Raw genomic sequence first — 25,624 nt, 5'->3', positions numbered from 1 at the left:
AAAGAACCAAATGCACGCAGTGATTCTGGCGGGTGGCAAGGGCGTCCGGCTCCGGCCCTACACCACCGCCCTGCCCAAGCCGCTCGTTCCGATCGGTGACCAGCACGCCATCCTGGAGATCGTGCTCCGCCAGCTCGCCTCGTGCGGCTTCACCAGCTGCACCATCGCCATCGGCCACCTGGGCGAGATCATCCGCGCCTACGTCGGTGACGGCTCCCAATGGGGCCTGGCCGTCGACTATTCCACCGAGGAGAACCCGCTCGGCACCATCGGACCGCTGCTGACGATGCTCGACCGGCTGCCCGAGTCGTTCCTCGTGATGAACGGCGACGTGCTCACCGATCTCGACTTCGGCGACGTCCTGCACCAACACCGCCGTGCGGAAGCGCCGTTGACCATCGCGACGTACGCCCGCGAGGTGCGCATCGACTTCGGCGTGCTCACCACCGACGACCGCAAGGTGGTCGCCTTCACCGAGAAGCCGAGCGTGGACTACCGCGTCTCCATGGGTGTGTACGGCCTGTCGCGCTCGACCCTCCTGGACTACACCCCGGGGCTGCCGCTGGGCTTCGACGAGCTGGTCCTCGATCTGCTGAGCCGCGGCGACGAGCCGCACGCCTACGCGTTCGACGGGTACTGGCTCGACATCGGCCGGCCGGACGACTACGACCGGGCCAACGCCGAGTTCACCACCCGCAAGTCGCTGCTGCTCAAGGGAGCCTGACCACCGCATGCGCATTCTCGTCCTGGGCTTCAGCGGCTATCTGGGCGGCCATGTCGCCGGGCACCTGCGCACCCTCTCGGGTGTGCGGGTGCTCGGCGGCGGGCGCTCGCCCGCCGCCGAGTTCGGCATCGACCTGGCCACCGACCACCGTGAGCGACTGGCCACGACCCTGGCGGCGGCCGCGCCCGACGCCGTCATCAACTGCGCCGGCGCGACCGGCGGAGACGCGGTGACCCTCGCCGAGGTCAACTCCCGCGGCCCCGCGGTCCTGTGCGCGGCGCTGCGGGAGGCGGCGCCGGCCGCCCGGCTGATCCATCTGGGCTCGGCCGCCGAATACGGTCCCGGCGTCCGGGACACCGGCACGACCGAGTCCGACGCCACCCGTCCCCTCACCCCGTACGGGGCCACCAAGCTCGCGGGCACGGTCACCGTGTCCACCTCCGGTCTCGACACGGTGGTGCTGCGGGTGGGCAACCCGGTGGGGCCGGGGGCACCCGCCACGGGGCTGCCGGGCCGGATCGCCGGGCTGCTCCGCGCCGCCGGTCCCGACCCGGACGCGGTCATCCGGCTGGGCGACCTCTCGGCGTACCGCGACTTCGTCGACGTACGCGACGTGGCCCGGGCGGCGGTGGCCGCGGCCACGGTCCCCGGGCAGCTGCCGAGGGTCCTCAACATCGGGGGCGGCAAGGCCGTCCCGGTGCGTGAGCTGGTGAACGGCCTGGCGCGCATCGCCGGGTTCCGGGGGCGCATCGAGGAGAACGGCGGCGGTTCGGCCCGCTCAGGGGACGTGTCCTGGCAGTGCTCCGACATCACCGCCGCCGAGGCGGCCCTGGGCTGGCGTCCCGCGCTGACGCTCGACGACTCGCTGTCCGCGCTCTGGGCTGCGTCGGGGAACGTTCCCGTCCCGCGGGGCGAAGGCGACCGGACGCCATGAGCCTGCTGATTCCGCTGTACGTCCACCCGGGCGAGGACCCGGGCGCCTGGCACCGGCTGATCGGGGCGGCCGACCGGACGTACGGGGTCGTCATCAACCCGGCGGACGGGCCGGGCCGGGGGCCGGATCCCGCGTTCACCGCGGCGACGGACGCGCTGCGTTCGGCGGGTGCCCGGCTGCTCGGCTATGTCGACACCGACTACGGGGCACGCGATCCGGACGTCGTCGCGGACGAGGTCCTGCGGCACCGGGAGTGGTACGGGACGCAGGGGTGTTTCCTCGACCAGGTGGCGCCGACTCCCGCGGCGCTGCCCGGCTGCCGGCGGCTGGTGCAGGGTCTGCGCCGGCTCGGTGCGGCTCCGGTCGTGCTGAACATGGGGGTGCACCCGGCGCCGGGGTACGCGCGCTTCGCCGATCTGCTCGTCACGTTCGAGGGCCACTGGTCCACCTATGTGTCGGCGTTCAGCAGACCGGAGTGGACCGCGCGGCACCCGCCCGAGCAGTTCTGCCATCTCGTCTACGGCGTCCCGGAGGCACTCGTTCCGCTGGCCGTCCGCACCGCGCGTGACCGCGGTGCGGCGGTCGCCGGGCCGGTGACGGGCGAACTTCCCAATCCCTGGGCGCGGTTGACTCCGGCACTGAGCGAACGGGGGGCCTGAGCGGCACCCGTCCCGGGCCGGCCGCACGGCACCGCGGCTCCCCGCGGTGCCTCCTTGCGCGGAGTGATGGCATGTCTCGGTCAAATCTGCGAGGCTTTCGGGTGCCGTCGTCCTGACCCCAGGGTGACGGCACGGAAATCTCACCAGGCGACCGCGCGCACCCGCGCGCGGCCGCGGCCACCCAGCGGCGCACCCCAGTCGTCCAGGGCGGCCACCGAGCAGGCCGGAATCCCGGCCGCCTCAAAGGAGTTTCGTGTGAGACCGACCCCCCTCAAGGCCCTGGCGGCACGCGTCCTCACCGTCGCCGCCCTGGCCGCAGTCTCGCTCCCCGGCACCCCCGCGGCCGCCTCGCCGGGCACGGCACCGGCCGCCGCGGCCGCCTGCACACCCGCCCAGGTCGTGACCAACGGCGGCTTCGAGAGCGGCACTTCGCCCTGGACCCAGTCCTCGACGAGCGTCATCACCAGCCGCACCGGCCAGAGCGCCCACGGCGGAACCAGCTTCGCCTGGCTGGACGGCACCGGTGGCACCCACACCGACACCCTCTCGCAGAGCGTGACGATCCCGTCCGGGTGCAGCAGCGCCAGCCTCACGTTCTGGCTGCACATCGACACGGCGGAGACGACCTCGTCGACGGCCTACGACAAGCTGACGGCGAAGATCGGCAGCACCACCCTGGCGACGTACTCGAACCTCAACAAGGCGTCCGGGTACGCCCAGAAGACGTTCGACGTCTCGGCGTTCGCCGGCCAGACCGTCACGGTCGCCTTCACCGGCACGGAGGACTCCAGCCTCCAGACGAGCTTCGTCCTCGACGACATCGCCCTGAACACCTCCGGTGACACGACCCCGCCGGCCGACTCCACCCGTACGCCAGCCGCCCCCGGCTACACGGTCAGCCTGACCAGCAACACGAGCGGCACCAGCTGGAGCGGTCACGAGAGCGTGACCTTCACCAACGCCTCCTCCGCCTCGCTCAGCGAGGTGTACCTGCGGCTGTGGGACAACTACCACGGCACCTGCTCCGCGATGCCCATCACCGTCACCAACGTGACCGGTGGCACCGCCGGTTCGCTCTCGGTGGCCTGCACGGCCCTCCAGATCAGCCTGTCGTCACCGCTGGCACAGGGCCAGAGCGCGACGATCGGCTTCGACCTCGGCATCACCGTGCCCAGCGGCGCCGACCGCTTCGGCTACGACGGGGCGTTCGTCAACATCGGCAACGCGCTGCCCGTGCTCGCGGTCAAGGACGGCTCCGGCTGGCACCTGGACCCGTACACCAACAACGGCGAGTCCTTCTACTCGCTGGCCGCCGACTTCAAGGTGACCCTCGACCACCCGACGAGCCTCCTCGTCCCGGCCACCGGCACCTCGGTCGACACCGCCGGCTCCAGCGGCCGCACGGTCACCACGGCCACGGCCTCCAAGGTCCGTGACTTCGCCTGGGCCGCCGGTCCGTTCACCAAGATCTCCGGCACCTCCCCCGCCGGCACCGCGATCAACATCTACTCCGTGACGGGCATCAGCTCCTCCAGCGCGCAGTCGATGCTCACCACCGCCAAGTCCGCCGTCGACGCCCACGCCGCACGCTTCGGCGCGTACCCCTACGGCGAACTGGACGCCGTGATCGACAACAACTACTGGTTCGGCGGCATGGAGTACCCCGGGTTCGTCCTCGACCTGGTCAGCACCACGGCGCTGACCCACGAGATCGGGCACCAGTGGTTCTACGGGATCGTCGGTGACGACGAGTACAACAGCCCCTGGCTCGACGAGGCGTTCACCGACTACGCCACCGACCTGGCGCAGAACATCACCGGCACCAACTGCTGGAACAACGTCTCCTGGGCCTCCTCGGCGGAGAACATCACCAACTCCATGGCGTACTGGGACGCGCACTCCTCCCGCTACTCCACCGTCGTCTACACCTACGGCAAGTGCGCCCTGCACGACCTGCGGCGTGTGCTCGGCGACACCGTGATGGCCAACCTCCTGAAGAGTTACGCCAGTTCGCACTGGTACGGGGTCTCGACCACGGCCGAGTTCAAGGCGGCCGCCCAGGCCGCCACGACCACGGACCTGACGTCGTTCTGGACGACCCACCGCATCGTGGGCTGACCGGCCTCACCGGTCCCGTCCGTCGCGGTGGCGCCCCCGGGCGTCACCGCGGCGCGCATGCCCGGCCGAGTCGCGGGCAGGTTCCGCCGTACGGCGGCTCCCGGTCCGGGAGCACGGCACCCGATCATGGGATCAGGGAGCCGCCGGGCTCGGTGCGAGGAGACGTCATGCTGTTGGTACCGCCCCCGTTCGACCCCGAACTGGGCGCCGCCCTCGCGGCGGTCGGGCCCTCCGTGCCCTCGGGGCCGACCCTGGCGGACATCGCCGCCCTGCGCGCCGTGCAGCGGGCCGCCGTACCCGCGTACGACCTCACCGACGGCGGCACCTTCACGACCACGGATCTCACGGTGCCGGGGCCGGAGGGCGCGCCCGGCATCTCCCTGCTCGTCATCAGGCCCGCGGCACCGGCCGCGCGCGGGCCGCGCCCGGTGATCTACCACTGCCACGGCGGAGGCATGGTCCTCGGCACCAACCGGGCCGGGGTGGAACTCGTCCTGGAGTGGGCGCGGGAACTGGGCGCGGTCGTGGTGTCCGTGGAGTACCGGCTGGCCCCCGAACACCCGTACCCGGCGGGGGTGGAGGACGTGTACGCCGGACTGGTGTGGACGGCCCGGCACGCCGGGGAGCTCGGCGGCGACCCGGAACGGATCGTGATCGCCGGCGCCAGCGCGGGCGGTGGCCTCACCGCGGCGCTCGCACTGCTGGCCCGGGACCGCGAGGGGCCCCGGCCGCTCGGGCAGGTCCTGATGTACCCGATGCTCGACGACCGCAACGACAGCGTGTCCGCCCACCAGATGGCGGGCGTCGGCGCCTGGGACCGTACGGCCAACGAGACGGCATGGACCGCCGTGCTCGGCGATGCCAGGGGCGGCCCCGACGTCCCCGCCTACGCCGCGCCCGCCCGGGCCACGGACCTGTCAGGGCTGCCCCCGGCCTTCCTCGACGTCGGCTCCGCGGAGACCTTCCGGGACGAGACCGTCGACTACGCGACCAGGATCTGGCAGGCGGGCGGGGTGGCCGAACTGCACGTGTGGCCCGGCGGCTTCCACGGCTTCGACGCCTTCGCCCCGCACACCGTGCTCGCCAGGACCGCCCGCGCGGCCCGGCTCGACTGGCTGCGCAGGCTCCTGACGCCGTGACGGCACCCGCGACCGGGACGGGACGCGGTCAGGGCCGGGCGTCACAGGGCCGGTCCTCGTTCAGACGGGCAGCAGACGGCCGATCAGCGCGCTGAGCTGCCCGGCGTTGCGGCACTCGTGCATCTCCACGAGGTCGGCGTAGGCGAGGGCGGCCGAGTCGCCGGTGCCCCACTGCGAGCGCGCCTCGGGGTTCAGCCAGTAGACCCGGCGGGCCTGCCGGTTCAGCCGCCGGACCGCGGACAGGTTGGGGTCGCTCATGTTCGTGCGGGCGTCGCCGAGCACGAAGACGGTCGTACGGGAGCCGACCGCGGCGGTGTACCGCTCGGCGAACTCGCCGAGCGCGACGCCGTAGTCGCTGCTGCCGTGCCAGCCCGTGATCTCCGCCTCCGCGCGGATCCGGGCGCTCAGCCCCTCGGGGTCGGCACGGCCGGGACCGATCAGACCGGTCACCTCGTCGACCCGGTTGACGAAGGCGAACACCCGCACCTTGCTGAACTGGTCGTGCAGTGCCTGGACCAGCAGCATGGTGAAGTCGGAGAAGCCCGAGACCGAGCCCGACACATCGCACAGCAGCACCAGTTCGGGCCGCACCGGACGGCGTCTGCGCAGCACGGGACGCATCGGCACCCCGCCCGTGGACAGCGATCCGCGCAGGGTGCGCCGCAGGTCGACGGTGCCCCGGTGCGCGCGGCGGCGGCGCGCGGCGAGACGGGTGGCCAGCTTGCGGGCCAGCGGCTGTACGGCCTTGCGCAGTTCGGCGAGCCGGTCGCGGCCCGCGAAGAGGAAGTCGACGCGGTCGGCGGTCGGGGCGATCGCGCGCCGGGCGATCTCGTCACGGTCGCGCCGCTCGGCGACCCGGCGCCTGGCCTCGGTGGCGACCTGCTTCCTGAACACCTCCACGCGCCGGCGGATCTCGTCCTCCAGGAGACGGTCGGTGAACCCCTCCGCACCGCCGCCCGCGCGGACCGCGTCCCGTACCCGGGCCAGCAGCGTCTGCGGCCGCAGCCGGTCGAGCGTCTGGTACGACGACCAGCCGTCCGTCGCCGTCGTACCCCCGTAGCCGCCGAAGCCGTCGACGGCCTCGATCGCCAACCGGCCCATGAGTGCCTGGTCGTCGGCGGCCAGGGCGGCGGCGAGCCGGTCCCGCAGGCCGTCCCGGTCGGCGGGCGCGGTGCCGTCCGGTCCCCCGACACCGTGCGGGAAGTACACCTCGAAGACGGGGTCGAACACCCGGCGCTGTCCCGGACCGTGGAGCAGGGTGGCGGCCAGCCCCTCGCGCAGCCGTTCCCGGTCGGCGAGGCCGAGCGCCGCCACCGCGCGCGCGGCGTCCACGGTCTCGCCCGTGCCGATCCGGACCCCGTGCGAGCGCAGTGCGCCGACGAGCCCCGTGATCCGGTCGGCGACACCGTCCGCCGGCGCGCCCCCGGCCGCCGGCGCGGCGGCGTTCACACGGCGCCCAGGTCGAGCTTGGCCGCCGCCTTCAGCACGTCGTCCTGGTGCTTGAGGATCACGCCGAGGCTGTCCCGTACGACGTTCTCGTCGAGGGTGTCCGCGCCGAGCGCGAGCAGGGTGCGGGCCCAGTCGATGGTCTCGGCTACGGAGGGGACCTTGCGCAGGTCCATCTCCCGCAGGGCCCCGACGACCCGCACCACGGACTCGGTGAGCGCCGCGTCCAGCTCCGGCACCTTCAGCCGTACGATCCGGCGCTCCAGCTCCTCCTCGGGGAACCCGATGTGCAGGAAGAGGCAGCGGCGGCGCAGGGCCTCGGACAGTTCGCGGCTCGCGTTCGAGGTGAGGACCACGAAGGGGCGGCTGGTCGCGGTGATCGTGCCCAGTTCGGGGACGGTGACCTGGAAGTCGCTGAGCACTTCGAGGAGCAGGCCCTCCACCTCGATGTCGGCCTTGTCGGTCTCGTCGATCAGCAGGACCTTGGGGTCGTCGCCGCGGATGGCGGTGAGCAGCGGACGCGGCAGCAGGAACTCCTCGGAGAAGATGTCCGTGCGCGTCTCGTCCCACGACTCGTCCCGGCCGGCGGTGATGCGCAGCAGCTGCTTGGCGTGGTTCCACTCGTACAACGCCCGTGACTCGTCGACGCCCTCGTAGCACTGGAGGCGGACGAGCCGGGCGCCGGCGACCTCGGCGACGGCCTTGGCGAGTTCGGTCTTGCCGACGCCGGCGGGCCCTTCGACCAGGAGGGGTTTGCCGAGCCGGTCGGCCAGGAAGACCGTGGTGGCGACGGCGGGCGAGGCGAGATAGCCCGCGTCGGCGAGGCGCGCGGAGACGTCGTCGACGGATGTGAACAGCAACGGGGCCTCCAGCGCGCGCGAACGAGGTCGGGTTCACTATCTAAGCGCTTGTTCACCCTCGCTGTCACGTGTGACGGCTCCCACGGCCGGGCGCTGCGGGCAGCCGGGCCGGTCCGGCGGGACTCGTCGGCGGAGTACTCGGCAGAATCCTCGGAGGGGTCCTCGGCGGGGTCCTCGGAGGGGTCTAGGAAACCCTCAGGACGATCTTGCCCCTGCGGTGTTCGCGTTCGAGGGCCGCATAGGCGCCCGGGGCGCTCTCCAGGGGAACGATCCGGTCGACCTGCGGGATCAGCCGGCCCTCCTCGACGAGTGCGTTCAGCTCCTCAAGACCGGCGCGGTCCGGCTCGACCACGAAGAACACCGCGCGGGCGTCCACGCCCTCGGGCGGCCGGGGCGGCTCGACGACGGAGACCAGGACCCCGCCCGGGCGCAGCACCTTCCAGGAACGGTCCTGTACGTCCCCGCCGACGGTGTCGAGGACGACGTCCACGTCCTTCACCGCGTCCTCGAAGCGCTGCGCGGCGTAGTCGATCACGGTGTCCGCGCCCAGCCCCCGTACGAAGTCCGCGTTCCGGTCCGCCGCCGTGGCCGTCACCTCGGCCCCCAGCGCGGCCGCGACCTGGACGGCGAACGAGCCCACGCCCCCGGCGCCGCCGTGCACCAGCACGCGCTGTCCCGGCGTGACGCCGGCGTGGGTGACCAGGGCCTGCCACGCGGTCAGCCCGGCGAGCGGCAGCGCGGCCGTCCGCTCGTGGTCCAGGGACCCGGGCTTGGGCGCGAGATCCGCCGCGGGGACGGTCACGTACTCGGCCGCCGCTCCGTCCCGGGTGAAGGGGATCAGCCCGTAGACCGCCTCGCCGGTCCTGAGGCCGCTGACGCCGTGGCCGAGCTCGGCCACGACACCGGAGACCTCGTGGGAGGGCACGACGGGCACGCGCGGACGGCCCCCGTCGAAGCCGTCGGTCCAGGTCGCGTCCCAGTCGAGCTCACCCGGGGTCACCGACGCCGCACGCACCTCGACCAGCACGTCACCAGGACCGGGGACCGGCATGGGCGCCGTCTCGTAGATCAGTTCCTCCGGCCCGCCCCGGCGATGGCCGCGTACGGCGCGCATCGTGCCGTTCATCCGGTTCCTCCTCGTCGGGACGGCACACGGCCGCCGTCGAGTCGGCCCCGTCGGGGTCCTCGGGCTCCGGCACGGAGGGGCCGTTCCTCACGATAGTTCGGGGACCGGCGGCTTTCCTGCCGGGCGGGTGCGGGGCGGCGAAAAAGGTCTGACCCGTCACCACGGGGGGAGCGACGGGCCAGACCCTGTGTCCAAGGTGCCACGCCGGGACCGCGTCGCGCAGTCCCTTCGCGAAGTCCCGGGCGGCGGTCAGTCCCTGAGCCGGTCGATCTGCCGGATCTTGTTGGTGGCGTCGAGGGCGGCGACCTTGTAGGACTCGGCCAGTGTCGGGTAGTTGAAGACGGCGTCGACCAGATAGTCGACCGTTCCGCCGCAGCCCATGACCGACTGGCCGATGTGGATGAGCTCGGTCGCGCCGGTGCCGAAGCAGTGGACGCCGAGGAGCTTGCGGTCCTCGGGCGAGACCAGCAGCTTCAGCATGCCGTGCGAGTCGCCGATGATCTGGCCCCGGGCCAGTTCCCGGTAGCGGGAGATGCCCACCTCGAACGGCACGCACTCCTCGGTGAGTTGGTCCTCGGTCCGGCCGATGAAGCTGATCTCCGGAATGGTGTAGATGCCGATCGGCTGCTGGTCGAGCATCCGGTTCACCGGCTCGCCGCAGGCGTGGTACGCGGCCGTGCGGCCCTGTTCCATGGAGGTGGCCGCGAGGGCCGGGAAGCCGATGACGTCACCGACGGCGTAGATGTGCGGCACCTCGGTGCGGTAGTGCTCGTCGACGGAGATGCGGCCGCGCGGGTCGGCGGACAACCCCGCCTTGCCGAGGTCGAGTTCGTCGGTGAGACCCTGCCGGCCCGCCGAGTACATGACGGCGTCGGCGGGTATCTTCTTGCCGCTCTCCAGGACCGTGAGCGTGCCCCGCTCATGGCGCTCCACGGCGGCGACGGTCTCCCCGAACCGGAAGGTGACGGCCAGGTCGCGCAGGTGGTACTTCAGCGACTCGATCACCTCGACGTCGCAGAAGTCGAGCATGGCGGGCCGCTTCTCGACCACCGTGATCTTGGAGCCGAGGGCGGCGAACATGGAGGCGTACTCCATGCCGATCACCCCGGCGCCGACGATGACCATGGACCGCGGCACCTGCTCCAGGTTCAGGACGTTGTCCGAGTCCATGACCGTCCGCCCGTCGAACGCGATGGTGTCGGGCCGCGCCGGGCGGGTGCCCGTGGCGATGACGATGTGGTCGGCGCTCAGCCGCTTCTCGTTGCCGTTCGCCTCGACCAGGGCGACCGTGTGGTCGTCCACGAACCGGCCGACGCCGGCGAACAGGGACACGTGGTTGCGGGAGAGCTGGCTGCGGATGACGTCCACCTCGCGGCTGACCACGTGCTCGGTGCGAGCGGTCAGATCGGCGACGGTGATGTCCTCCTTCAGGCGGTAGCTCTGGCCGTAGAGATCCCGCTGACTGAGGCCGCTGAGGTACAGCACCGCCTCGCGCAGCGTCTTGGAGGGGATGGTCCCGGTGTGGATGGAGACCCCGCCGACCATGTCGGGGCGGTCGATGACGGCGACCCGACGGCCGAGTTTGGCCGCAGCGATCGCGGCTTTCTGTCCACCCGGGCCGGATCCGATGACGAGCATGTCGAAGTCGCGCACCAGCGGAGTCTTTCAGCCCGGGACCGCTTACCGAAAGGGTGGACGGGGGATCGGTCGTCCGAGTGACGGATGAAGCGCGGACCCGCCCGGCCAACGCCGTGACGGCGTCCGGGTGCGCGGGCGCGCGCCCGGGCGCGGGTACCGGCGCGCGAGGGTCCGGGCGGGCGGAGGATGATCGCACACGCGGGCCGGAGGCCGCGCCGGGAGGCGCCGACTCAGCGGCGGGCGAACGCATACGGGAATAGGGCACGGGCCGCGCCCGGGTCGGCTACATTCGGGAATCCTTGGCATCGGCGCCTCCGGGGGTGAGGTCGCGTCGAGGAGAACTCCGGAGCGGCGAATGCATCAGTCCCACCTTTCTGCACCGCCAACTACGCGCACGCAGGGGGGACTTGCCGACAGCCTTCGTGAAGCGGCGCTCCACACGCCCGATCTGCCGCAGCTCGCGCGCCGCGCCGAGGGCCGCTCCGGCGACTGGATCCAGGTGACGGCGGCCGAGCTGTGGGACGAAGTCGTCGATGTGGCACGGGGGTTCATGCGCTCCGGAATCCGTCCGGGCGACCGGGTGGCCATCATGGCGCGCACCCGCTACGAGTGGACGGTGCTCAGCTATGCCCTGTGGTCGGTGGGCGCCGAGATCGTGCCGGTGTACCCGACGTCGTCCCACGACCAGGTGGCGTGGATCCTCCAGGACGCGCACTGCGTGGGCGTGGTCGTCGAGGACGAACAGGGCATCATGACGGTCGGCTCGGCGTGCGCGACGCTCCCGTTCCTGCGCCACGTCTGGCAGTTGGACACCGGGGCGCTGAACCAGCTGGTGGAGCGCGGCCGGACGATACCCGCGACCGCGGTCGACTCGCTGCGCCGGATCGTGCTCGCCGACTCCACCGCGGTCGTCGCGTACACCTCCGGCACGACGGGGCAGCCCAAGGGCTGCGCCCTGACGCACCGCAGCCTGGCGAGCCCCTGCGACACGCTGCTCCAGGGCTGGCGGCAGACCGCGGCCCCGCCGGACACCCAGCCGGCCGTGCTCGCCTTCCTGCCCTTCTCCCATGCCTACGGGCTGATGATCCAGGGGATCTGTCTGCGCGGCGGCATCCTGATGGGGCACGAGCCGGACCTGCGGGAGGAGACCCTCTCCGAGGCCATGCTGTCGTTCCGGCCGACGTATCTGTACGCCGTCCCGTCCGTCTTCGAGAGGATCTACAAGAACTTCGTGCGGGCCTCCCAGCGAGCCGGGCGCGGTGTGCTGTTCGAGCGTGCCGTGCGCACGGCGCAGGACTTCGCGCTCGCGGAGGAGCAGCAGCGGCTCGGCACCGGTCCCGGCCCCGGTTTCGATCTGCGGCTCCAGCACTCCCTCTACGAGAAGACCGTGTACAGGAGGCTGCGCGCGGCGCTCGGCGGACGGGTCTGCGGCGCGGTCTCGGGCGGCTCGCCGCTGAACCGTGAACTCGCCCTGTTCTTCGCGGGAATCGGCATCTTCATCCACGACGGCTACGGGCTCACCGAGACGAGCGGCGGGATCACCGCGCAGCCGGTCGGCCGGGAGAAGTTCGGCACGGTCGGGCAGCCCCTGCCGGGCACGGAGATCCAGGTGTCGGACGACGGGGAGATCCTCGTGTGGGGGCCCTCGGTGTTCCAGGGCTACATCAACGACCCGGCGGCGACCGCGGCCTCGTTCCGCGACGGCTGGCTGGCGACCGGGGACATCGGCCGGGTCGACTCCGAGGGCTATCTGACCATCACCGGGCGCAAGAAGGACATCATCATCACCAGCGGGGGCAAGAGCGTGGCCCCCGCGGCCCTGGAGGAGCGGCTGCGGGTCCATCCGCTCATCCATCAGGCGGCCGTGGTGGGCGACAACAGGCCGTGCGTGGGCGCCCTGATCACCCTGGACCCGGAGTTCGTGACGCACTGGCGCGCGGCCCGCGCCAAGGGCGAGTCACCGGCCCGGGACGCGCGGGAGGAGAACGAGCTGCGCGAGGAGGTCAGGCGCGCGGTCGCGGCGGCCAACAGCACCGTCTCGCGCTCCGAGTCCATCCGCGTCTTCCGCGTCCTTCCGGAACCCTTCGACCTGTCCAACGGACTGCTGACGCCGTCGCTGAAGCTGCGCCGGGACGCGATCGCCCAGCGGTACGCGGCCGAGATCGAGGCCATGTACCAGACCTCGACCCGTCTTCCGCGCGAGGCGGCGATCGGGGACCCGTCGATCCTGGACGACTCCGACAACGTGTTCGGGTGACGGCGAGGGGCTCTCACCGCCCCGTCGCCGTCGACCCGGAACCGGGCCCTGACGCGGACCCGTTCGCGGACCCGTTCGCGGACCCGGTGTCGGTGACGGTGGCGACGGCCGTGGCGGGCCCGGTGGGTGTCCGTGCCCCGGGCAGGCGCAGGGTGAAGACCGAACCCGTACCCGGCTCGCTCGTGACGGAGACCGTTCCGCCGTGGGCGGCGGCCAGTTGCCGGACGATGGCGAGGCCCAGGCCGCTGCCGCCCGTGCGCCTGCTGCGGGACTTCTCGGCGCGCCAGAACCGGTCGAAGACGCGGTCCAGATCCGCGGGGGCGATACCGGCGCCGGTGTCGGCCACGGTGAACACGGCCTCGTCGCCCTCGCGGTGGGCGGAGAGCGTGACCGTGCCGCCGGCCGGGGTGTGGCGGATCGCGTTGGACACCAGATTGCCGAGCGCCTGCCGCATCCGTACGGGGTCAGCGTCCGCCCGGGGCGTGCCGTCCGTCCCGGTCCGCAGCCGGACGCCGGCGGCCTCCGCGCCGACCCGGTGCGCCGCGGCGACCTGTTCGAGGAGTTCACCGGCGCGCACCTCCTCGCGGCGCAGCCGCAGCGTGCCCGCGTCGGCCGCCGCCAGGTCCTGGAGGTCGTCGATGACCCGTTGCAGGACCACGGCCTCCTCGTGCAGGGAGGACAGGAGTTCCGGGTCGGGTTCCACGAGCCCGTCGCGGGCCACCTCGAGCCAGCCGCGGATGTTGGTGAGCGGGGTGCGCAGTTCGTGCGCGATGTCGCTGACCATCGCCTTGCGCTGCGCCTCCATCCGCTCCCGGCGCTCCGTGAGTTCGTTGAAGGCGAGCGCCAGGATGCCGGTCTCGTCCTGGGTGGTGACGGGCACCCGGACGTGGCGCTCCGGCGGCTGCTGCGCGGCCTGGGTCAGCGCGCGCAGGGGGCGGACGAGCCGGGTGGCGACCAGCGCGGTCACGGCGACCGTGAGGGCGAGGACGAGTCCGGCCACGCCGACCACCTTGGCCTCGTTCGCGGCGGACATGTCGAAGCGGGGGACGGGCCGGTCCCCCGTGCCGAGGAAGAGCTCGGCGGCCGGGGCGACATAGGGATCGAGCTGGGTGCGCCGGGCCCCGGCGACACAGGCGTTCGCGGTCCGGGCCAGTGGCCCGTCGGCGTCGACCGCCCGCTTGGCCGTCAGGTAGGGAAGGGCGGTCGCGCCGTTCACGGCGTCCAGTGGCAGCGCCAGGGAGCGGCCGAGGTGCGTCCCGTGGCGGTCCAGGCAGGTCCGGCTGAGCGCCGACAGGGCGTCCAGTGCCTTCTGTTCGGTCGGGGTGGGGGTGTTGAGCAGCCCGTCGGCGCACTCGGCCGGCACATAGCCCGGGTCGGGCGTCCCGTCGACGCCCTTCAGCACTGTCCGGCCGCTCGGCGTCACCTGCGCGCGGGTCCGGACCCCGTTGCGGGCGAAGCAGCGCTGCCGAACGGCCGCCAGCCCGGCGACCTTCAGGCGCTCGCCCGAGGTCAGCCGGTACGGCCCCACGGCCCGCGGGTCGACGCCGGTGAGCTGCGCCCCGGGTTCGGTGTAGGTGTCGGTGCGCAGCGGGTCGACGGTGGCGGCGGCCCGGGGCGGCAGGGAGGTCCCGCGGGCGGCGGAGTCGGCGAAGGGGGTGCGGTCGCCCGCGGTCAGGGCGATGCGCCGGCCCGTCCGGTGCGAGAGCGCGCGCAGGGTCCCGCCGACTCCGGACCAGTCCCGGTGGGTGGCCGCGTAGCCGCTGAGCTGCCGGAGGATGTCCATGTCCTCGGCGAGCACCTGGCCCTGCTCCTCCTGGATGGCCCGGGTGGTGGTCTGCACCGCGAGCCAGGCGGTGGCGGCGACGGAGCACAGGGCGATGAGCACGGAGGTGATCAGCAGCCGCACCAGCAGGCTCCGGCGCAGCGGCAGGGCGCGGCTCACGGCCGGTCGTTCCTGAGCTTGTAGCCGACGCCGAACACGGTGACCAGCCGCACCGGCCGGCGCGGGTCGGTCTCGATCTTCCTGCGCAGGTTCATGATGTGCACGTCGATGGCCCGCTCGGTCGAGGCCCGGTCGATGCCGCGGGTGTGATGCAGCAACTGCCTCCGGGAGAAGACCCGTTCGGGCTCGGTGGCCATCGCGAGCAGGATCGCGTACTCGCCCGGGGTGCAGTCCACCGGCGAGCCGTCGCACAGGACGGTGTGCCGTCGCGGGTCCACCGCGATGCCGCCCGCCCTGAGGACCGGATCGGCCGGCCGCGCGTCGACGGGCCGTCCGCCGCGTCGGAGCACCGTACGGATCCGGGCCATCAGCTCGCGCGGGCTGTACGGCTTGGTCATGTAGTCGTCCGCGCCGAGCTCGAGGCCGAGCAGGACGTCGTCCTCGGTGGAGCGGGCGGTCAGCATGAGGACGGGGATGTCGTCGTTCTCCCGCAGCGCCCGGCAGACCCCGAAGCCGTCGACCACCGGGAGCATCAGGTCCAGGACGACGAGGTCGGGCCGGTGCCGCCTGACCTCGTCGAGCGCGGCCGCGCCGTCGTGGACCACGGCCGCCGTGTGCCCCTCGCCCAGCAGCGAACGGCGTATCAGCTCGGCCTGTTTCTCGTCGTCCTCCGCGACCAGCACATATGCGCACACAGGGCCGATGGTAGGGGCCGCGGGCCGTGGATCGGCCGGTGAGAGGGCCTTCCCACACCCTGACACCTTCCTGACAACCCCGGGGGACACTCCGGGGCGTGCTGCGGCTCAGCGCCCCAGCGAGGCCGCGTCCCCCATGACCACCACGGGGTGCAGGGCTGGGTCCAGAGCGCGCATCAGCTTCACGAGGTCGTCCTCGCGCAGGCCGACGCACCCGTGGGTGGGCCCTCCGTGGTCCACGTGCAGCCAGATGCCCCCGCCGCGGGCCGCGCCCATGGGCCGGGTCCAGTCCAGGGGCGTGGTGCCGGGCCTGCGGTTGTAGTCCACGGCGACCACGTAGTCGAAGGAACCGGCCAGCGGCTCGCCCTCGAAGCCGGTGCCGGGCGAGGTGAAGGCGCCCGAGCGGTCGTACGGGAGCCGGGTGCCGGGGTCGGGCAGCAGGCCGCCCGCGTCCGTCAGCGTGAACACGCCTATGGGCGAGCGCAGATCACCGGCGCGATGGTGGTCCGTCCAGCCCTTGAGGGCGTTGTGCGCGGGCATGGTGGGACCGGCCCGCCAGCCCGCCTTCGTACGCTCGTACAGGACCGCGGTGGACCGGGAGGAGTTCCTGCCCCTGCCGGTCACCACGACGGCCTGCCGGGTCCGGGGCGGGATCGCGGCCAGGGTCCCGGCGCCCAGCCCCGGCAGGCGCTCCGGTGCCGTGCGGGAGGCGGTCGGCGCGGGCGCCGGTGTCGCCTCGCCGTGCCGGCCCGGCGGGCCGCCCGCGCCCAGCTTCTCGGCCGGGGCGCCGCAGCCGGCCAGGAGGAGGCAGACGGCGAGGAGCGAGGGGACGGCACGCAGCGCGGCCCGGGGACGGAGCGGGAGGGGGACGGCGGGCATGACGGCCCAGGGGCGGAGTGGGGAGCAGACGGCACGCGTCACGGCCAGGGGACGGGGCGGGGAGGGGACGGCGCGCGTCGCGGCCGCGGGACGGAGTGGGGAGTCGATCATGCACCGACCCTGGCCGACACATATGAGGAACTCGTCAGGTCATTCACGCTCCGCCGCGTACCCGGGATACGGCGGATCACCGGTTCCCCGTCCCGTCCGATGGATCACACGGGCCCCGGACGGACCGTCACCTCACGCGTGGTCGACCCGCTCCGCCGTGGCGACGGGCACCCGCGCGTTCACCCAGCCCAGCAGTGTCACCGAGACGACCGCCGCGCACGCGCACCACGTCGAGACGAACTCCAGCTCCCACAGCGACCAGCAGAGCGCCGCTCCGGCCCCGGTCAGCCCGCCGAGCAGCACGAGCCCGCGGTCGCCGGAGAGCAGCAGCGCGCCGACGGTGGCGAACAGGTAGCCCGCGACGACCAGTTCGGCGTGGGGCAGGTCGAGGACGTACCCCATGGTGTGGCCGCGGATCTCGGCCCTGACGGGACGAACGGCCATGGCGTGGGCGAGCGCGGTCGCGGTCGCGAGGCCGGCCGCGAGCGGGAACAGCAGCCGGCGCCGGGCGCTGACAGATGCCGCGCACAGCACACCCGCCGGCACCCACACGGCCAGCAGCGGCAGGGCGATCACGGCCCAGGCCACGGTGGCGGGTCCCGTACCGCCGCCGGTGTCCCAGACACGGGCCTCGACGATCTGGTGGGCGCCGAGGAGCAACGGCAGCGCGGCCAGCGGCAGATCCCTCGCGCGCCGGGCCCGGATCACACAGGCGGCCCCGATCGCGGCGATCCCGGCACCGGCCGCCAGATCGGCCGTCGCGCTCCAGCACATCGCGCCCCCTGGGTCGGTGTCGAGGCTTCCCTTCGTCCGCGTCCACGCTACGACGCCCGCGCCCGACACCCCTCGCGGCCTGCCGTCAGGGCGCCACCCCCCGTACGGCACTTCATGAAGTTTCAACAAAGGTATCCCCGAAGTCCGGTTCGCCCCTGTGCCACGGCCTCGAAGAGTGATTGGGTGGGGCCGGCCATGCCATCCGACACGCAGGAGAGCTCCACAACCATGAGCACCCCGTACACCTTCGAATACAAGGTCGTCACGTTCCGCGAATCGCTTATCGGTGACGCGCTGGACAGCGACAAGCTGGAAAAGGTCCTGAACAAGCACGCCGAGGACGGGTGGGCGCTCAAGGCGATCACGGCCGCGGACGTCAAGGGCCGCATAGGTCCCGGCGCCGTGGAGGGCCTCCTGCTCACGCTGGAGCGGCCGCGCGGCTGACGGCCCCGTGGCGCACACGGCCGACGGCCGCGTGGTGCGCGCGGCGCCGATGCGGGAGATGCTGTGGGTGATGGGACAGCGGATCCGCAGGTGCTGCTGACGCCGTAGGAGGCCTTCCGGCACGGAGGGCCTCCCACGGCTGATCACACGTCCGGGAACCCGGCGAGGTTCCCGGACTTCGCGGGACCGCTGCCGACCACTCGGCCAGGACGGGCGGCGATGAAGAGCGACGGAACACTCCACACCGGTGTCGTCACCAGCCAGTCGGTGTTCGGCGCGCCGTGCTGGGTCAGTCTCACCACCACCGACCTGGGGACCGCCCAGAGCTTCTACAGCGCGGTGCTGGGCTGGAGATGGGCCCCGGGCACCAGACTCGGCGAGCAGTACCGCATCGCCAGCGTCGCCGGTATCCCGGTCGCCGGGATCGCGGAGGTCGACTTCGTGGCGAAGACGGCGGTCGCCTGGACCCCGTTCTTCGCCGTGGCCTCCGCCGACGAGGCCGTCGCCCGCAGCCAGGAACGCGGCGGCACGACCGCGGTGGGCCCGATCTCCCTGCCTCCCGGCCGGGCCGCGCTGCTGGCCGACCGTGACGGCGCGGTCTTCGGGATCTGGGAGGGCGACCTGATCTCGGGCTGGGAGCGCTGGCGCAACGCGGCCCCCTCCTTCATCCGGCTGCACACCCGTGACGCCTTCGACGCCGCCATCTTCTACGGCGAGGTGCTGCGCTGGGCGACGTCGGTCCCCGGCTGCTGCGAGGTCGACTACGAGGAGAACGAGGTCGTCCTGCGCAGCTTCGGCGACGTGGTGGCCCGGATCCACTCCGGCGCGCTGGGGGCGGCCCCCGACCCCGCCCTGCGGCCGCACTGGCAGATCCACTTCGCGGTCGACGACGTGGAGGCCTGCGTGCGGGCCGCGCGGGCTCACGGCGGCGCCGCTCACCAGCAGGGCATCGGTTCGGTGGAGGCCGTCATCGTCGACCCGGACGGGGCCCGCTTCTCGGTGACCGCGCGGACCGCCGGATGACGGCGCGCGGAGCCGCCCGCGGACGTGCCGCGGCGAAAAGGTCCGGCCCACGACGCGACGGATCACGCCGTTCGGGCTCCAATGGAGGATGACGGGATACCACCGGTACGACGGGCGCCGCCGCCCCCGTGGCCGTGCGACGACCCGATGGAGGTCCGCGATGCCCACTGCTCTCCGGCTCCTGCCCTCGCTCTCGCCCGAACACCGGGACCGGCTGATGAGCGTGGCCCGCGAGGTGTCCTTCCCCGCGGACGGGCAGATCTTCGAGGCGGGCGGCACCGCCGACCGCTTCTGGGTGGTCCGCTCCGGGACGGTCTCCCTGTACCAGCGGGTGATCGCCGAGAGACGGATCACCGTCGCCCAGCTCGGGCCCGGTGACCTGCTCGGCTGGTCGTGGCTGTTCCGCCCGCACACCTGGGACTTCGGCGCCGAGGCGTTCAGCCCCGTACGCGCCTACGAGTTCGACGCCTCCGAGGTACGGACCCTGTTCGACCAGGACCCGACGCTCGAGCTGTCGCTGACCCGCACGATCGGCGCCATCCTGGCCCACCGTCTGGAGACGACCCGGGCGGCGCTCATCGAGCACTACGCGCGCCACGGCGGCGGCCGCTGAGACCGCGCTACGGGGCCGGGCCGCCGGCTCACGCCCGCTGGGACCGCGCGGCGGGGCCCGGCCTCGGGTGACGCCCGCTGTCGGACCCGGCTGCGACAGTGATCTCCATGAACGACATCCCCGGCACCCCGGACACCCAGGACTCCTTCGCGCTCCTGCCCGGAGCGGTCCACTCGCCCGTGATCCTGCACGTGCCGCACTCCTCCCGGGAGATCCCGGCGCCGGTCCGTGCGGGCGTCCTCCTCGACGACACGGCGCTGGAGGACGAGTTGGACCACATCACCGACGCGCACACCGCCGAACTGGCCGCCGCCGCGACCGAGGCGGCCGGGCTGACCCCGTGGCGGTTCGTCAACCGGCTGTCCCGGCTGGTCGTCGACCCCGAGCGGTTCCCGGACGAGCGCGAGGAGATGCTCGCCGTCGGCATGGGCGCGGTGTACACCCGTACGACGCACCGGGCGCCGCTGCGGCCCGAGGGCGCCGATCCACGGCCGCTGATCGACGGGTTCTTCCACCCCTACGCGCGGGCGATGACGGAGGCCGTGACCGGCCGGCTGGCCGCCACCGGGCGGGCCGTGATCATCGACATCCACTCCTACCCGACGGCCCGGCTGCCCTACGAGCTGCACGGTGACGGACCCCGGCCGCCGGTGTGCCTGGGGACGGACTCCTTCCACACGCCGCCGGAACTGGTCGCGCTCGCGGAGAAGGCGTTCGCGGGACTCGGCGGTGTGGGGATCGACAGCCCGTTCTCTGGCGCGTACGTGCCCCTGCGGTACTACGAGCGGGAGCCGGAGGTCATCGCGCTGATGGTGGAGATCCGGCGGGACACGTACATGAAGGAGCCCGGAGGCCCAGTGGGGCCCGGATTCCCGCGCCTGGTCTCGGCGCTCACCACGCTCGTGGACGCGGTCGACGAGTGGACCCGCAGCGGCCACACGCTGAGCGGCTAGGGCGGCGGGCGTCGTTCGCGCGACGGGGCGAACACGGCCCGGCGCCGGGCCGTGTCTGCCGAAGGGGCCCCTCCGGACCGAGCCGGGTGCGGGCCGGTCCGGAGCGGACCCCTGGCGGGCGGGCGCCGGACGCCCTAGGGTCGGCGGTAAGCAAGCGCTCAGCCACGGCGGGGCGCCGAGCCGTCCCTTGCGCGCCCCGCCACAGCCACCCCCTCAGGAGGGCAGGACCATGCCGGTCGTCGACGCGTGGATGCAGCACCCCACCCTCCGGCACTCCAACCACGAGATGTTCGAGTCCCTGCGCCGCTGGACCGGCATGAAGACGCTGGAGGAGGAGCTGCCGGTCGAAGTCACCCTGGCCGCGCTGGCCGAGGCCGGTGTGGACACCGGCCTGTCCTCGGCCTGGTACGGACCCCAGGGCGCGCTCATCACCAACGACGAGGTCGCCGCCTTCGTGGCGCGGTCGGAGGGCCGGCTGCGCGGGGTGGCCGGCGCCGACCTGACCCGCCCCGTCGCCGCGGTCCGCGAACTGCGGCGGGCCGTCCAGGAGTTGGGCTTCGTGGCGCTGCGGATCGTTCCGTGGCTGTGGCAACTGCCGCCCACCGACCGGCTCTACTACCCGCTCTACACCGCCTGCGCCGAGCTGGGCGTCCCCTTCTGCACCCAGGTCGGGCACACCGGACCGCTGCGCCCCTCCGAGACCGGCCGGCCCATCCCGTACATCGACCAGGTCGCGCTCGACTTCCCCGAACTGACCATCGTCTGCGGGCACATCGGCTACCCGTGGACCACGGAGATGATCGCGGTCGCCGACAAGCACGCCAACGTGTACATCGACACCAGCGCCTACACCGCCCGCCGCTATCCACCGGAGCTGGTCGCCTATCTGCGCGGCCGGGGGCGGAGGAAGGTCCTGTTCGGCTCCAACTATCCGATGATCGAGCCGGGCCGGGCCCTGGAGCACCTGGACGAGCTGGGCCTGGACGAGGAGACCACGGACCTCTTCCTGTCGGGCAACGCCCGGCGCGTCTTCCGCCTCGGCGATCACCCCTAGCGACCGCTTCCCGGGCCTGCGCCGACCCCGCCGACCCGCCGGAGCACCCGGCGGGTGCCCCGTTCCCGAGCAAAGGTGACCGATCGTACATACGATTGGCTCTGTATCGGCCCCGACGCGCGCCCTCGGCGTCCGCCGGGCCGGAACGCAACTGACCTGCTCGGGGTGGGAGAGGTATGACCCAGGCCGCCAGTCCGGCGCGGACCGTCATTCTGACCGTCGACGACGACCCCGGGGTGTCCCGGGCCGTCGCCCGCGACCTCCGGCGCCGCTACGGCGAGGGCCACCGGATCGTGCGCGCGGAGTCCGGCGACGCCGCGCTGGAGGCCCTGCGCGAGCTGAAGCTGCGCGGCGACCAGGTGGCGGTGATCCTCGCCGACTACCGGATGCCCCAGATGAACGGCATCGAGTTCCTGGAACAGGCCCTCGACGTGTACCCGGGCGCGCGCCGGGTGCTGCTGACCGCGTACGCGGACACGAACGCGGCGATCGACGCGATCAACGTGATCGACCTCGACCACTACCTGCTCAAGCCCTGGGACCCTCCGGAGGAGAAGCTCTACCCGGTCGTCGACGATCTCCTCGACGCCTGGCGCGCCAGCGACTACCGGCCCGTGGGCGCCTGCAAGGTGGTCGGCCACCGCTGGTCGGCGCGTTCGTCGGGCGTCCGGGAGTTCCTGGCCCGCAACCAGGTGCCCTACCGGTGGTACTCGTCCGACACCCCCGAGGGGCAGCGGCTGCTGAGCGCCGCCGGGCAGGACGGTGAGCGGCTGCCGCTGGTGGTCACCCCGGACGGCACCCCGCTCGTGGAGCCCGAGGACCCGGAGATCGCGGCACACGTGGGGCTCGCCACGACCCCCACCTCGGAGTTCTACGACCTCGTCGTCATCGGCGGCGGCCCGGCCGGGCTCGGGGCGGCCGTGTACGGCGCGTCTGAGGGGCTGCGTACGGTGCTGGTGGAGCGGTCCGCGACCGGCGGGCAGGCCGGCCAGAGCTCCCGGATCGAGAACTACCTCGGCTTCCCCGACGGGGTCTCCGGGGGCCAGCTGACCGACCGGGCGCGACGGCAGGCGGCGAAGTTCGGCGCCGAGATCCTCACCGCGCGTGAGGTGACGGGCCTGGAGGTCACCGGGGCCTCGCGGACCATCCGCTTCTCCGACGGCTCCGCGATCTCCGCGCACGCGGTGATCCTCGCGACCGGGGTGTCCTACCGCCAGCTCCAGGCGCCCGGCCTGGACGAGCTGACGGGCTGCGGTGTCTTCTACGGCTCGGCGCTGACCGAGGCGGCCGCCTGCCAGGGCCACGACGTGTACATCGTGGGCGGCGCGAACTCGGCCGGCCAGGCGGCGATGTATCTGGCCCGGGGCGCCAAGTCCGTCACCATCCTGGTGCGCGGCTCCTCGCTGTCGGCCTCGATGTCACACTATCTGATCGAGCAGATCGCCGCGGCGCCGAACATCTCGGTGCGCACCGGCACGGTCGTGGACTCCGCGCACGGCGACGGTCATCTGGAGCAGCTGACCCTGCGGGACGTGGAGAGCGGTCACACCGAACTCGTCGACGCGCAGTGGATGTTCGTGTTCATCGGCGCGGCCCCGCTCACCGACTGGCTGGAGGGCACGGTCCTGCGGGACGCCCGGGGATTCATCGTGGCGGGCCCGGACATGACACCCGACGGGCAGCCTCCCCGTGGCTGGGAGCTGGACCGGCCTCCGTACCACCTGGAAACCAATGTGCCCGGCGTGTTCGTGGCCGGGGACGCGCGCGCCGAGTCGGCGAAGCGGGTCGCGTCCGCGGTCGGAGAGGGAGCCATGGCCGTCATGCTCGTCCACCGTTATCTGGAGCAGTCGTGAGCGGGCGGCCGGTGCCGTGCGACGCGGCCGAACTGAGCACGCTGTTCCTGTTCGAGAAACTCGACTCCGAGCAGCTCGACCGGCTGTGCCGGGAGGGCCGGACGGAGCAGTTCGACCCCGGCCCGGTCTACACCGAGGGCGATCCGGCCACCTGCTTCTACGTGCTCCTGGAGGGCACCCTCGTGATGTCGCGCCGGGTCGGCGCGGACGACGTGGAGATCAGCCGCACCTCGCAGCGCGGGGTGTACGCGGGCGCGATGCAGGCGTATCTCAGCGACCCGGGCGACGCCCAGTACAAGGGCTCCATGCGGGTCACCGAGCCGTCGCGGTTCTTCGTCCTGCCCGCGGCGACCTTCTCCGCGATCCTGCGGGACTGGTTCCCGATGGCCGTCCATCTGCTGGAGGGCATGTTCTTCGGCAGCCAGAACACCCAGCGCACCATCGGGCAGCGCGAGCGGCTGCTGGCGCTCGGCTCGCTGTCCGCGGGGCTCACGCACGAGCTCAACAACCCGGCCGCGGCGGCCGTGCGGGCCACGTCCGCGCTGCGGGACCGGGTGGCCCACATGCGGCAGAAGCTGGGGATGATCGCCGCCGGGCCGTACGCGCGGGACGCCCTGGAGACGCTGGTCGAGATCCAGGAGCGGACCGCGGAGCAGGTCGCCAAGGCCACGCCGCTGAGCCCGCTGGAGGCCTCCGACCGGGAGGACGCGCTCGCCGACTGGCTCGACGACCACGACATCGCGGGCGGCTGGCAGCTGGCGCCGACGTTCGTGCAGGCGGGTCTGGACACCGACTGGCTGGACCAGGTAGCTGCGGCCGTGGACGGACCGACCCTGGAGGGCGCGGTCCGGTGGCTGAACTACACGGTCGAGACCGAACTGCTGATGAACGAGATCGAGGACTCCACCACCCGTATCTCGCACCTCGTGGACGCGGCCAAGCAGTACTCGCAGATGGACCGGGCGCCCTACCAGGTCTCCGACGTGCACGAACTGCTCGACAGCACCCTGATGATGCTCGCGGGCAAGATGGGCGCGGGCATCAAGGTCGTCAAGGAGTACGACCGGTCGCTGCCCCGGATCCCCGCCTATCCGGGTGAGCTGAACCAGGTGTGGACGAACCTCATCGACAACGCCGTCTCCGCGATGGGCGGCGAGGGCACGCTGACCGTGCGCACCGCCCGCGACGGCGACCATCTGCTCGCCGAGTTCCGTGACACGGGCCCCGGGGTGCCCGCGGAGATCCGCGACCGGATCTTCGACCCGTTCTTCACCACCAAGCCGGTGGGCGAGGGCACCGGTCTCGGCCTGGACATCTCCTGGCGGATCGTCGTCAACAAGCACCACGGCAGTCTGCTGGTGCAGTCCGAGCCCGGCGACACCCGTTTCCAGGTGCGTCTCCCGCTGACCGCCGCGGACCCCTCCGAGGAGCCGTCATGACCACACCGAACGGAATCGACCCGTCCGTGCCGCCGAGCGGAACGGGCTGCACCGAGTGCGACGCCGCGGGCGGCTGGTGGTTCCATCTGCGGCGCTGCGCCCAGTGCGGGCACGTCGGCTGCTGCGACGACTCCCCGGCCAAGCACGCCACCGCGCACGCGCGGGACACCGGGCACCCGGTCATCCAGAGCTTCGAGCCGGGCGAGGACTGGTTCTGGGACTACGACACCTCGGAGCTGTACGAGGCGGGTCCCGCCCTCGCTCCCCCGGTGAGCCATCCGCTGGACCAGCCCGCGCCCGGACCGGCCGGACGGGTCCCGGCGAACTGGGCCGAGACGCTGCGCTGACCCGGGGCGGGGCCGACCGAGGGCGTGCCTTGGGCCGGCCCCGGCCGCCGGCTCAGAGGACCTTGTTGCCGTACATCTCGCCGAGCGGATCGGCGAGCAGCTCGATCCGGGCGCCATCGGGGTCGCGGAAGTAGAGGGAGGTGCCGCTCTCCTCCAGGTACTCGACCCCGGCGGCGTCGAGCCGTTCACGCAACTGGCGCCAGGTGCCGGGTTCGACCGAGATGGCCAGGTGGTGCAGTCCGCCGAGGACCTCCGCGTACGGGCCGAGGTCGAGGCCGGGCATGTCGAAGAAGGCGATCAGGTTGCCGTTGCCGAGGTCGAAGAAGAAATGGGTCGAGCCCTTGTAGTCCCGGTTCTCGATCATCTCGGTGAGCGGGAAGCCCAGGACGCCCTGGTAGAACCGTACGGTCCGCTCCACGTCGGCGGACAGCAGCGCGACATGGTGCACGCCTCGGGCCGTGCTCGGCGGCCGCTCCGCCTTCAGATGGGCGTCCTTGATCCGCTGACGCTCGGCCTCGATCGCCGGCAAGTCCATCGCACTCATCGAAAGCTCCTCGTCCGGAGAATCCGCTACGCGTTCGGTACCGCATACAACC

The 25,624-nt window shown here is 72.6% G+C and carries 23 protein-coding genes; 14 read left to right on the top strand and 9 right to left on the bottom strand.

The genetic code is table 11. The annotated features are described in order from the left end of the window. The first annotated feature begins 10 nt into the window (after positions 1 to 10). The 5 genes from ACFWI4_RS03065 (at position 11) to ACFWI4_RS03045 (ending at position 5,574) form a co-directional block, all read left to right on the top strand. Positions 11 to 724, top strand: a complete 714-nt coding sequence (locus ACFWI4_RS03065) for a sugar phosphate nucleotidyltransferase (RefSeq protein ID WP_387190266.1) — start codon at positions 11 to 13, stop codon at positions 722 to 724. A 7-nt stretch (positions 725 to 731) separates the two neighbouring features. Next, the gene (locus ACFWI4_RS03060; protein WP_387190264.1) at positions 732 to 1,658 is read left to right on the top strand and encodes an NAD-dependent epimerase/dehydratase family protein; all 927 of its coding nucleotides are present in this window, start codon (positions 732 to 734) and stop codon (positions 1,656 to 1,658) included. Continuing rightward, a complete protein-coding gene (locus tag ACFWI4_RS03055; RefSeq protein ID WP_387190262.1) occupies positions 1,655 to 2,317 on the top strand; it encodes a spherulation-specific family 4 protein in 663 nt (220 codons plus the stop codon). Before ACFWI4_RS03060 ends, ACFWI4_RS03055 begins: the two co-directional genes overlap by 4 nt. Before the next feature lie 255 nt (positions 2,318 to 2,572). Continuing rightward, a complete protein-coding gene (locus ACFWI4_RS03050) occupies positions 2,573 to 4,435 on the top strand; it encodes a M1 family aminopeptidase (protein ID WP_387190260.1) in 1,863 nt (620 codons plus the stop codon). Between the two features lie 167 nt (positions 4,436 to 4,602). Then, complete coding sequence (locus tag ACFWI4_RS03045) at positions 4,603 to 5,574, top strand: alpha/beta hydrolase (RefSeq protein ID WP_387190258.1); 972 nt, start codon at positions 4,603 to 4,605, stop codon at positions 5,572 to 5,574. A gap of 60 nt (positions 5,575 to 5,634) precedes the next feature. Here the strand turns inward: ACFWI4_RS03045 and ACFWI4_RS03040 are convergent, their stop codons facing one another. The 4 genes from ACFWI4_RS03040 to sthA all read right to left on the bottom strand — a co-directional run bounded on the left by ACFWI4_RS03040 (position 5,635) and on the right by sthA (position 10,659). Further along, positions 5,635 to 7,023, bottom strand: coding sequence for a VWA domain-containing protein (locus tag ACFWI4_RS03040; RefSeq protein ID WP_387190255.1), 1,389 nt, complete (start codon positions 7,021 to 7,023; stop codon positions 5,635 to 5,637). After that, positions 7,020 to 7,877, bottom strand: a complete 858-nt coding sequence (locus ACFWI4_RS03035; RefSeq protein ID WP_387190734.1) for an AAA family ATPase — start codon at positions 7,875 to 7,877, stop codon at positions 7,020 to 7,022. The genes ACFWI4_RS03040 and ACFWI4_RS03035 overlap by 4 nt, the downstream gene beginning before the upstream one ends. A gap of 187 nt (positions 7,878 to 8,064) precedes the next feature. After that, positions 8,065 to 9,006, bottom strand: a complete 942-nt coding sequence (locus tag ACFWI4_RS03030) for an NADP-dependent oxidoreductase (RefSeq protein ID WP_387190253.1) — start codon at positions 9,004 to 9,006, stop codon at positions 8,065 to 8,067. 249 nt (positions 9,007 to 9,255) lie between these two features. Then, positions 9,256 to 10,659, bottom strand: a complete 1,404-nt coding sequence (gene sthA, locus ACFWI4_RS03025) for a Si-specific NAD(P)(+) transhydrogenase (RefSeq protein WP_387190251.1) — start codon at positions 10,657 to 10,659, stop codon at positions 9,256 to 9,258. A gap of 340 nt (positions 10,660 to 10,999) precedes the next feature. Here sthA and ACFWI4_RS03020 point away from each other — a divergent pair, with 340 nt between their 5' ends. Beyond that, positions 11,000 to 12,901: an AMP-dependent synthetase/ligase gene (locus tag ACFWI4_RS03020; RefSeq protein ID WP_387190249.1), complete on the top strand. Its 1,902-nt coding sequence runs from the start codon at positions 11,000 to 11,002 to the stop codon at positions 12,899 to 12,901. Positions 12,902 to 12,914: 13 nt separating this feature from the next. Here ACFWI4_RS03020 and ACFWI4_RS03015 read toward each other — a convergent pair whose 3' ends face one another. From ACFWI4_RS03015 to ACFWI4_RS03000, 4 genes are all read right to left on the bottom strand, one after another. Continuing rightward, positions 12,915 to 14,843: a sensor histidine kinase gene (locus tag ACFWI4_RS03015; protein ID WP_387190247.1), complete on the bottom strand. Its 1,929-nt coding sequence runs from the start codon at positions 14,841 to 14,843 to the stop codon at positions 12,915 to 12,917. After that, the gene (locus ACFWI4_RS03010; RefSeq protein WP_387190245.1) at positions 14,840 to 15,538 is read right to left on the bottom strand and encodes a response regulator transcription factor; all 699 of its coding nucleotides are present in this window, start codon (positions 15,536 to 15,538) and stop codon (positions 14,840 to 14,842) included. Before ACFWI4_RS03010 ends, ACFWI4_RS03015 begins: the two co-directional genes overlap by 4 nt. A 108-nt stretch (positions 15,539 to 15,646) precedes the next feature. Beyond that, on the bottom strand, positions 15,647 to 16,417 hold the full coding sequence (locus ACFWI4_RS03005) for a L,D-transpeptidase family protein (protein WP_387190732.1): 771 nt from the start codon (positions 16,415 to 16,417) through the stop codon (positions 15,647 to 15,649). A 243-nt stretch (positions 16,418 to 16,660) separates the two neighbouring features. Then, positions 16,661 to 17,302, bottom strand: a complete 642-nt coding sequence (locus tag ACFWI4_RS03000) for a DUF6629 family protein (RefSeq protein WP_387190243.1) — start codon at positions 17,300 to 17,302, stop codon at positions 16,661 to 16,663. Positions 17,303 to 17,530: 228 nt separating this feature from the next. On the opposite strand from ACFWI4_RS03000, the gene ACFWI4_RS02995 reads away from it, so the two are divergent. The 8 genes from ACFWI4_RS02995 (at position 17,531) to ACFWI4_RS02960 (ending at position 25,028) form a co-directional block, all read left to right on the top strand. After that, positions 17,531 to 17,746 carry a DUF4177 domain-containing protein gene (locus ACFWI4_RS02995; protein WP_261706275.1) on the top strand — a complete coding sequence of 72 codons (216 nt, stop codon included), beginning with the start codon at positions 17,531 to 17,533 and terminating at the stop codon, positions 17,744 to 17,746. A 219-nt stretch (positions 17,747 to 17,965) separates the two neighbouring features. Beyond that, complete coding sequence (locus tag ACFWI4_RS02990; RefSeq protein WP_387190240.1) at positions 17,966 to 18,769, top strand: VOC family protein; 804 nt, start codon at positions 17,966 to 17,968, stop codon at positions 18,767 to 18,769. Between the two features lie 160 nt (positions 18,770 to 18,929). Then, positions 18,930 to 19,382 (top strand): cyclic nucleotide-binding domain-containing protein, encoded by a 453-nt coding sequence (locus ACFWI4_RS02985; protein ID WP_385392752.1) that lies wholly within the window; start codon positions 18,930 to 18,932, stop codon positions 19,380 to 19,382. Positions 19,383 to 19,489: 107 nt separating this feature from the next. Further along, complete coding sequence (locus ACFWI4_RS02980) at positions 19,490 to 20,335, top strand: N-formylglutamate amidohydrolase (protein ID WP_387190236.1); 846 nt, start codon at positions 19,490 to 19,492, stop codon at positions 20,333 to 20,335. 229 nt (positions 20,336 to 20,564) lie between these two features. Continuing rightward, on the top strand, positions 20,565 to 21,389 hold the full coding sequence (locus ACFWI4_RS02975; RefSeq protein WP_387190233.1) for an amidohydrolase family protein: 825 nt from the start codon (positions 20,565 to 20,567) through the stop codon (positions 21,387 to 21,389). A gap of 176 nt (positions 21,390 to 21,565) precedes the next feature. Next, positions 21,566 to 23,242, top strand: a complete 1,677-nt coding sequence (locus ACFWI4_RS02970) for an FAD-dependent oxidoreductase (protein WP_385392744.1) — start codon at positions 21,566 to 21,568, stop codon at positions 23,240 to 23,242. Next, positions 23,239 to 24,681 carry an ATP-binding protein gene (locus ACFWI4_RS02965; protein ID WP_387190230.1) on the top strand — a complete coding sequence of 481 codons (1,443 nt, stop codon included), beginning with the start codon at positions 23,239 to 23,241 and terminating at the stop codon, positions 24,679 to 24,681. Before ACFWI4_RS02970 ends, ACFWI4_RS02965 begins: the two co-directional genes overlap by 4 nt. Continuing rightward, positions 24,678 to 25,028: a UBP-type zinc finger domain-containing protein gene (locus ACFWI4_RS02960; protein ID WP_387190228.1), complete on the top strand. Its 351-nt coding sequence runs from the start codon at positions 24,678 to 24,680 to the stop codon at positions 25,026 to 25,028. Before ACFWI4_RS02965 ends, ACFWI4_RS02960 begins: the two co-directional genes overlap by 4 nt. A 52-nt stretch (positions 25,029 to 25,080) precedes the next feature. On the opposite strand, the gene ACFWI4_RS02955 is transcribed toward ACFWI4_RS02960, so the two are convergent. Beyond that, complete coding sequence (locus tag ACFWI4_RS02955) at positions 25,081 to 25,572, bottom strand: VOC family protein (RefSeq protein ID WP_387190226.1); 492 nt, start codon at positions 25,570 to 25,572, stop codon at positions 25,081 to 25,083. Between the last annotated feature and the right edge of the window lie 52 nt (positions 25,573 to 25,624).

The organism is Streptomyces sp. NPDC127038, from assembly GCF_042725875.1.
GTDB lineage: Bacteria > Actinomycetota > Actinomycetes > Streptomycetales > Streptomycetaceae > Streptomyces.
The sequence above is the reverse complement of the archived record's forward strand: the minus strand, read 5'-3'. Positions and strand labels throughout refer to the sequence as shown.

What these genes read in the sequence shown, in the direction of transcription:
- ACFWI4_RS03030 (WP_387190253.1), bottom strand. Translation starts at nt 9,006, where the DNA reads ATGAACGGCACGATGCGCGCCGTACGCGGCCATCGCCGGGGCGGGCCG.
- ACFWI4_RS02980 (WP_387190236.1), top strand. Translation starts at nt 19,490, where the DNA reads ATGAACGACATCCCCGGCACCCCGGACACCCAGGACTCCTTCGCGCTC.
- ACFWI4_RS02985 (WP_385392752.1), top strand. Translation starts at nt 18,930, where the DNA reads ATGCCCACTGCTCTCCGGCTCCTGCCCTCGCTCTCGCCCGAACACCGG.
- ACFWI4_RS03065 (WP_387190266.1), top strand. Translation starts at nt 11, where the DNA reads ATGCACGCAGTGATTCTGGCGGGTGGCAAGGGCGTCCGGCTCCGGCCC.
- ACFWI4_RS03060 (WP_387190264.1), top strand. Translation starts at nt 732, where the DNA reads ATGCGCATTCTCGTCCTGGGCTTCAGCGGCTATCTGGGCGGCCATGTC.
- ACFWI4_RS02960 (WP_387190228.1), top strand. Translation starts at nt 24,678, where the DNA reads ATGACCACACCGAACGGAATCGACCCGTCCGTGCCGCCGAGCGGAACG.
- ACFWI4_RS02970 (WP_385392744.1), top strand. Translation starts at nt 21,566, where the DNA reads ATGACCCAGGCCGCCAGTCCGGCGCGGACCGTCATTCTGACCGTCGAC.
- ACFWI4_RS03055 (WP_387190262.1), top strand. Translation starts at nt 1,655, where the DNA reads ATGAGCCTGCTGATTCCGCTGTACGTCCACCCGGGCGAGGACCCGGGC.
- ACFWI4_RS02955 (WP_387190226.1), bottom strand. Translation starts at nt 25,572, where the DNA reads ATGAGTGCGATGGACTTGCCGGCGATCGAGGCCGAGCGTCAGCGGATC.
- ACFWI4_RS02975 (WP_387190233.1), top strand. Translation starts at nt 20,565, where the DNA reads ATGCCGGTCGTCGACGCGTGGATGCAGCACCCCACCCTCCGGCACTCC.
- ACFWI4_RS02995 (WP_261706275.1), top strand. Translation starts at nt 17,531, where the DNA reads ATGAGCACCCCGTACACCTTCGAATACAAGGTCGTCACGTTCCGCGAA.
- ACFWI4_RS03000 (WP_387190243.1), bottom strand. Translation starts at nt 17,302, where the DNA reads ATGTGCTGGAGCGCGACGGCCGATCTGGCGGCCGGTGCCGGGATCGCC.
- ACFWI4_RS03005 (WP_387190732.1), bottom strand. Translation starts at nt 16,417, where the DNA reads ATGCCCGCCGTCCCCCTCCCGCTCCGTCCCCGGGCCGCGCTGCGTGCC.
- ACFWI4_RS02990 (WP_387190240.1), top strand. Translation starts at nt 17,966, where the DNA reads ATGAAGAGCGACGGAACACTCCACACCGGTGTCGTCACCAGCCAGTCG.
- ACFWI4_RS03045 (WP_387190258.1), top strand. Translation starts at nt 4,603, where the DNA reads ATGCTGTTGGTACCGCCCCCGTTCGACCCCGAACTGGGCGCCGCCCTC.
- ACFWI4_RS03020 (WP_387190249.1), top strand. Translation starts at nt 11,000, where the DNA reads ATGCATCAGTCCCACCTTTCTGCACCGCCAACTACGCGCACGCAGGGG.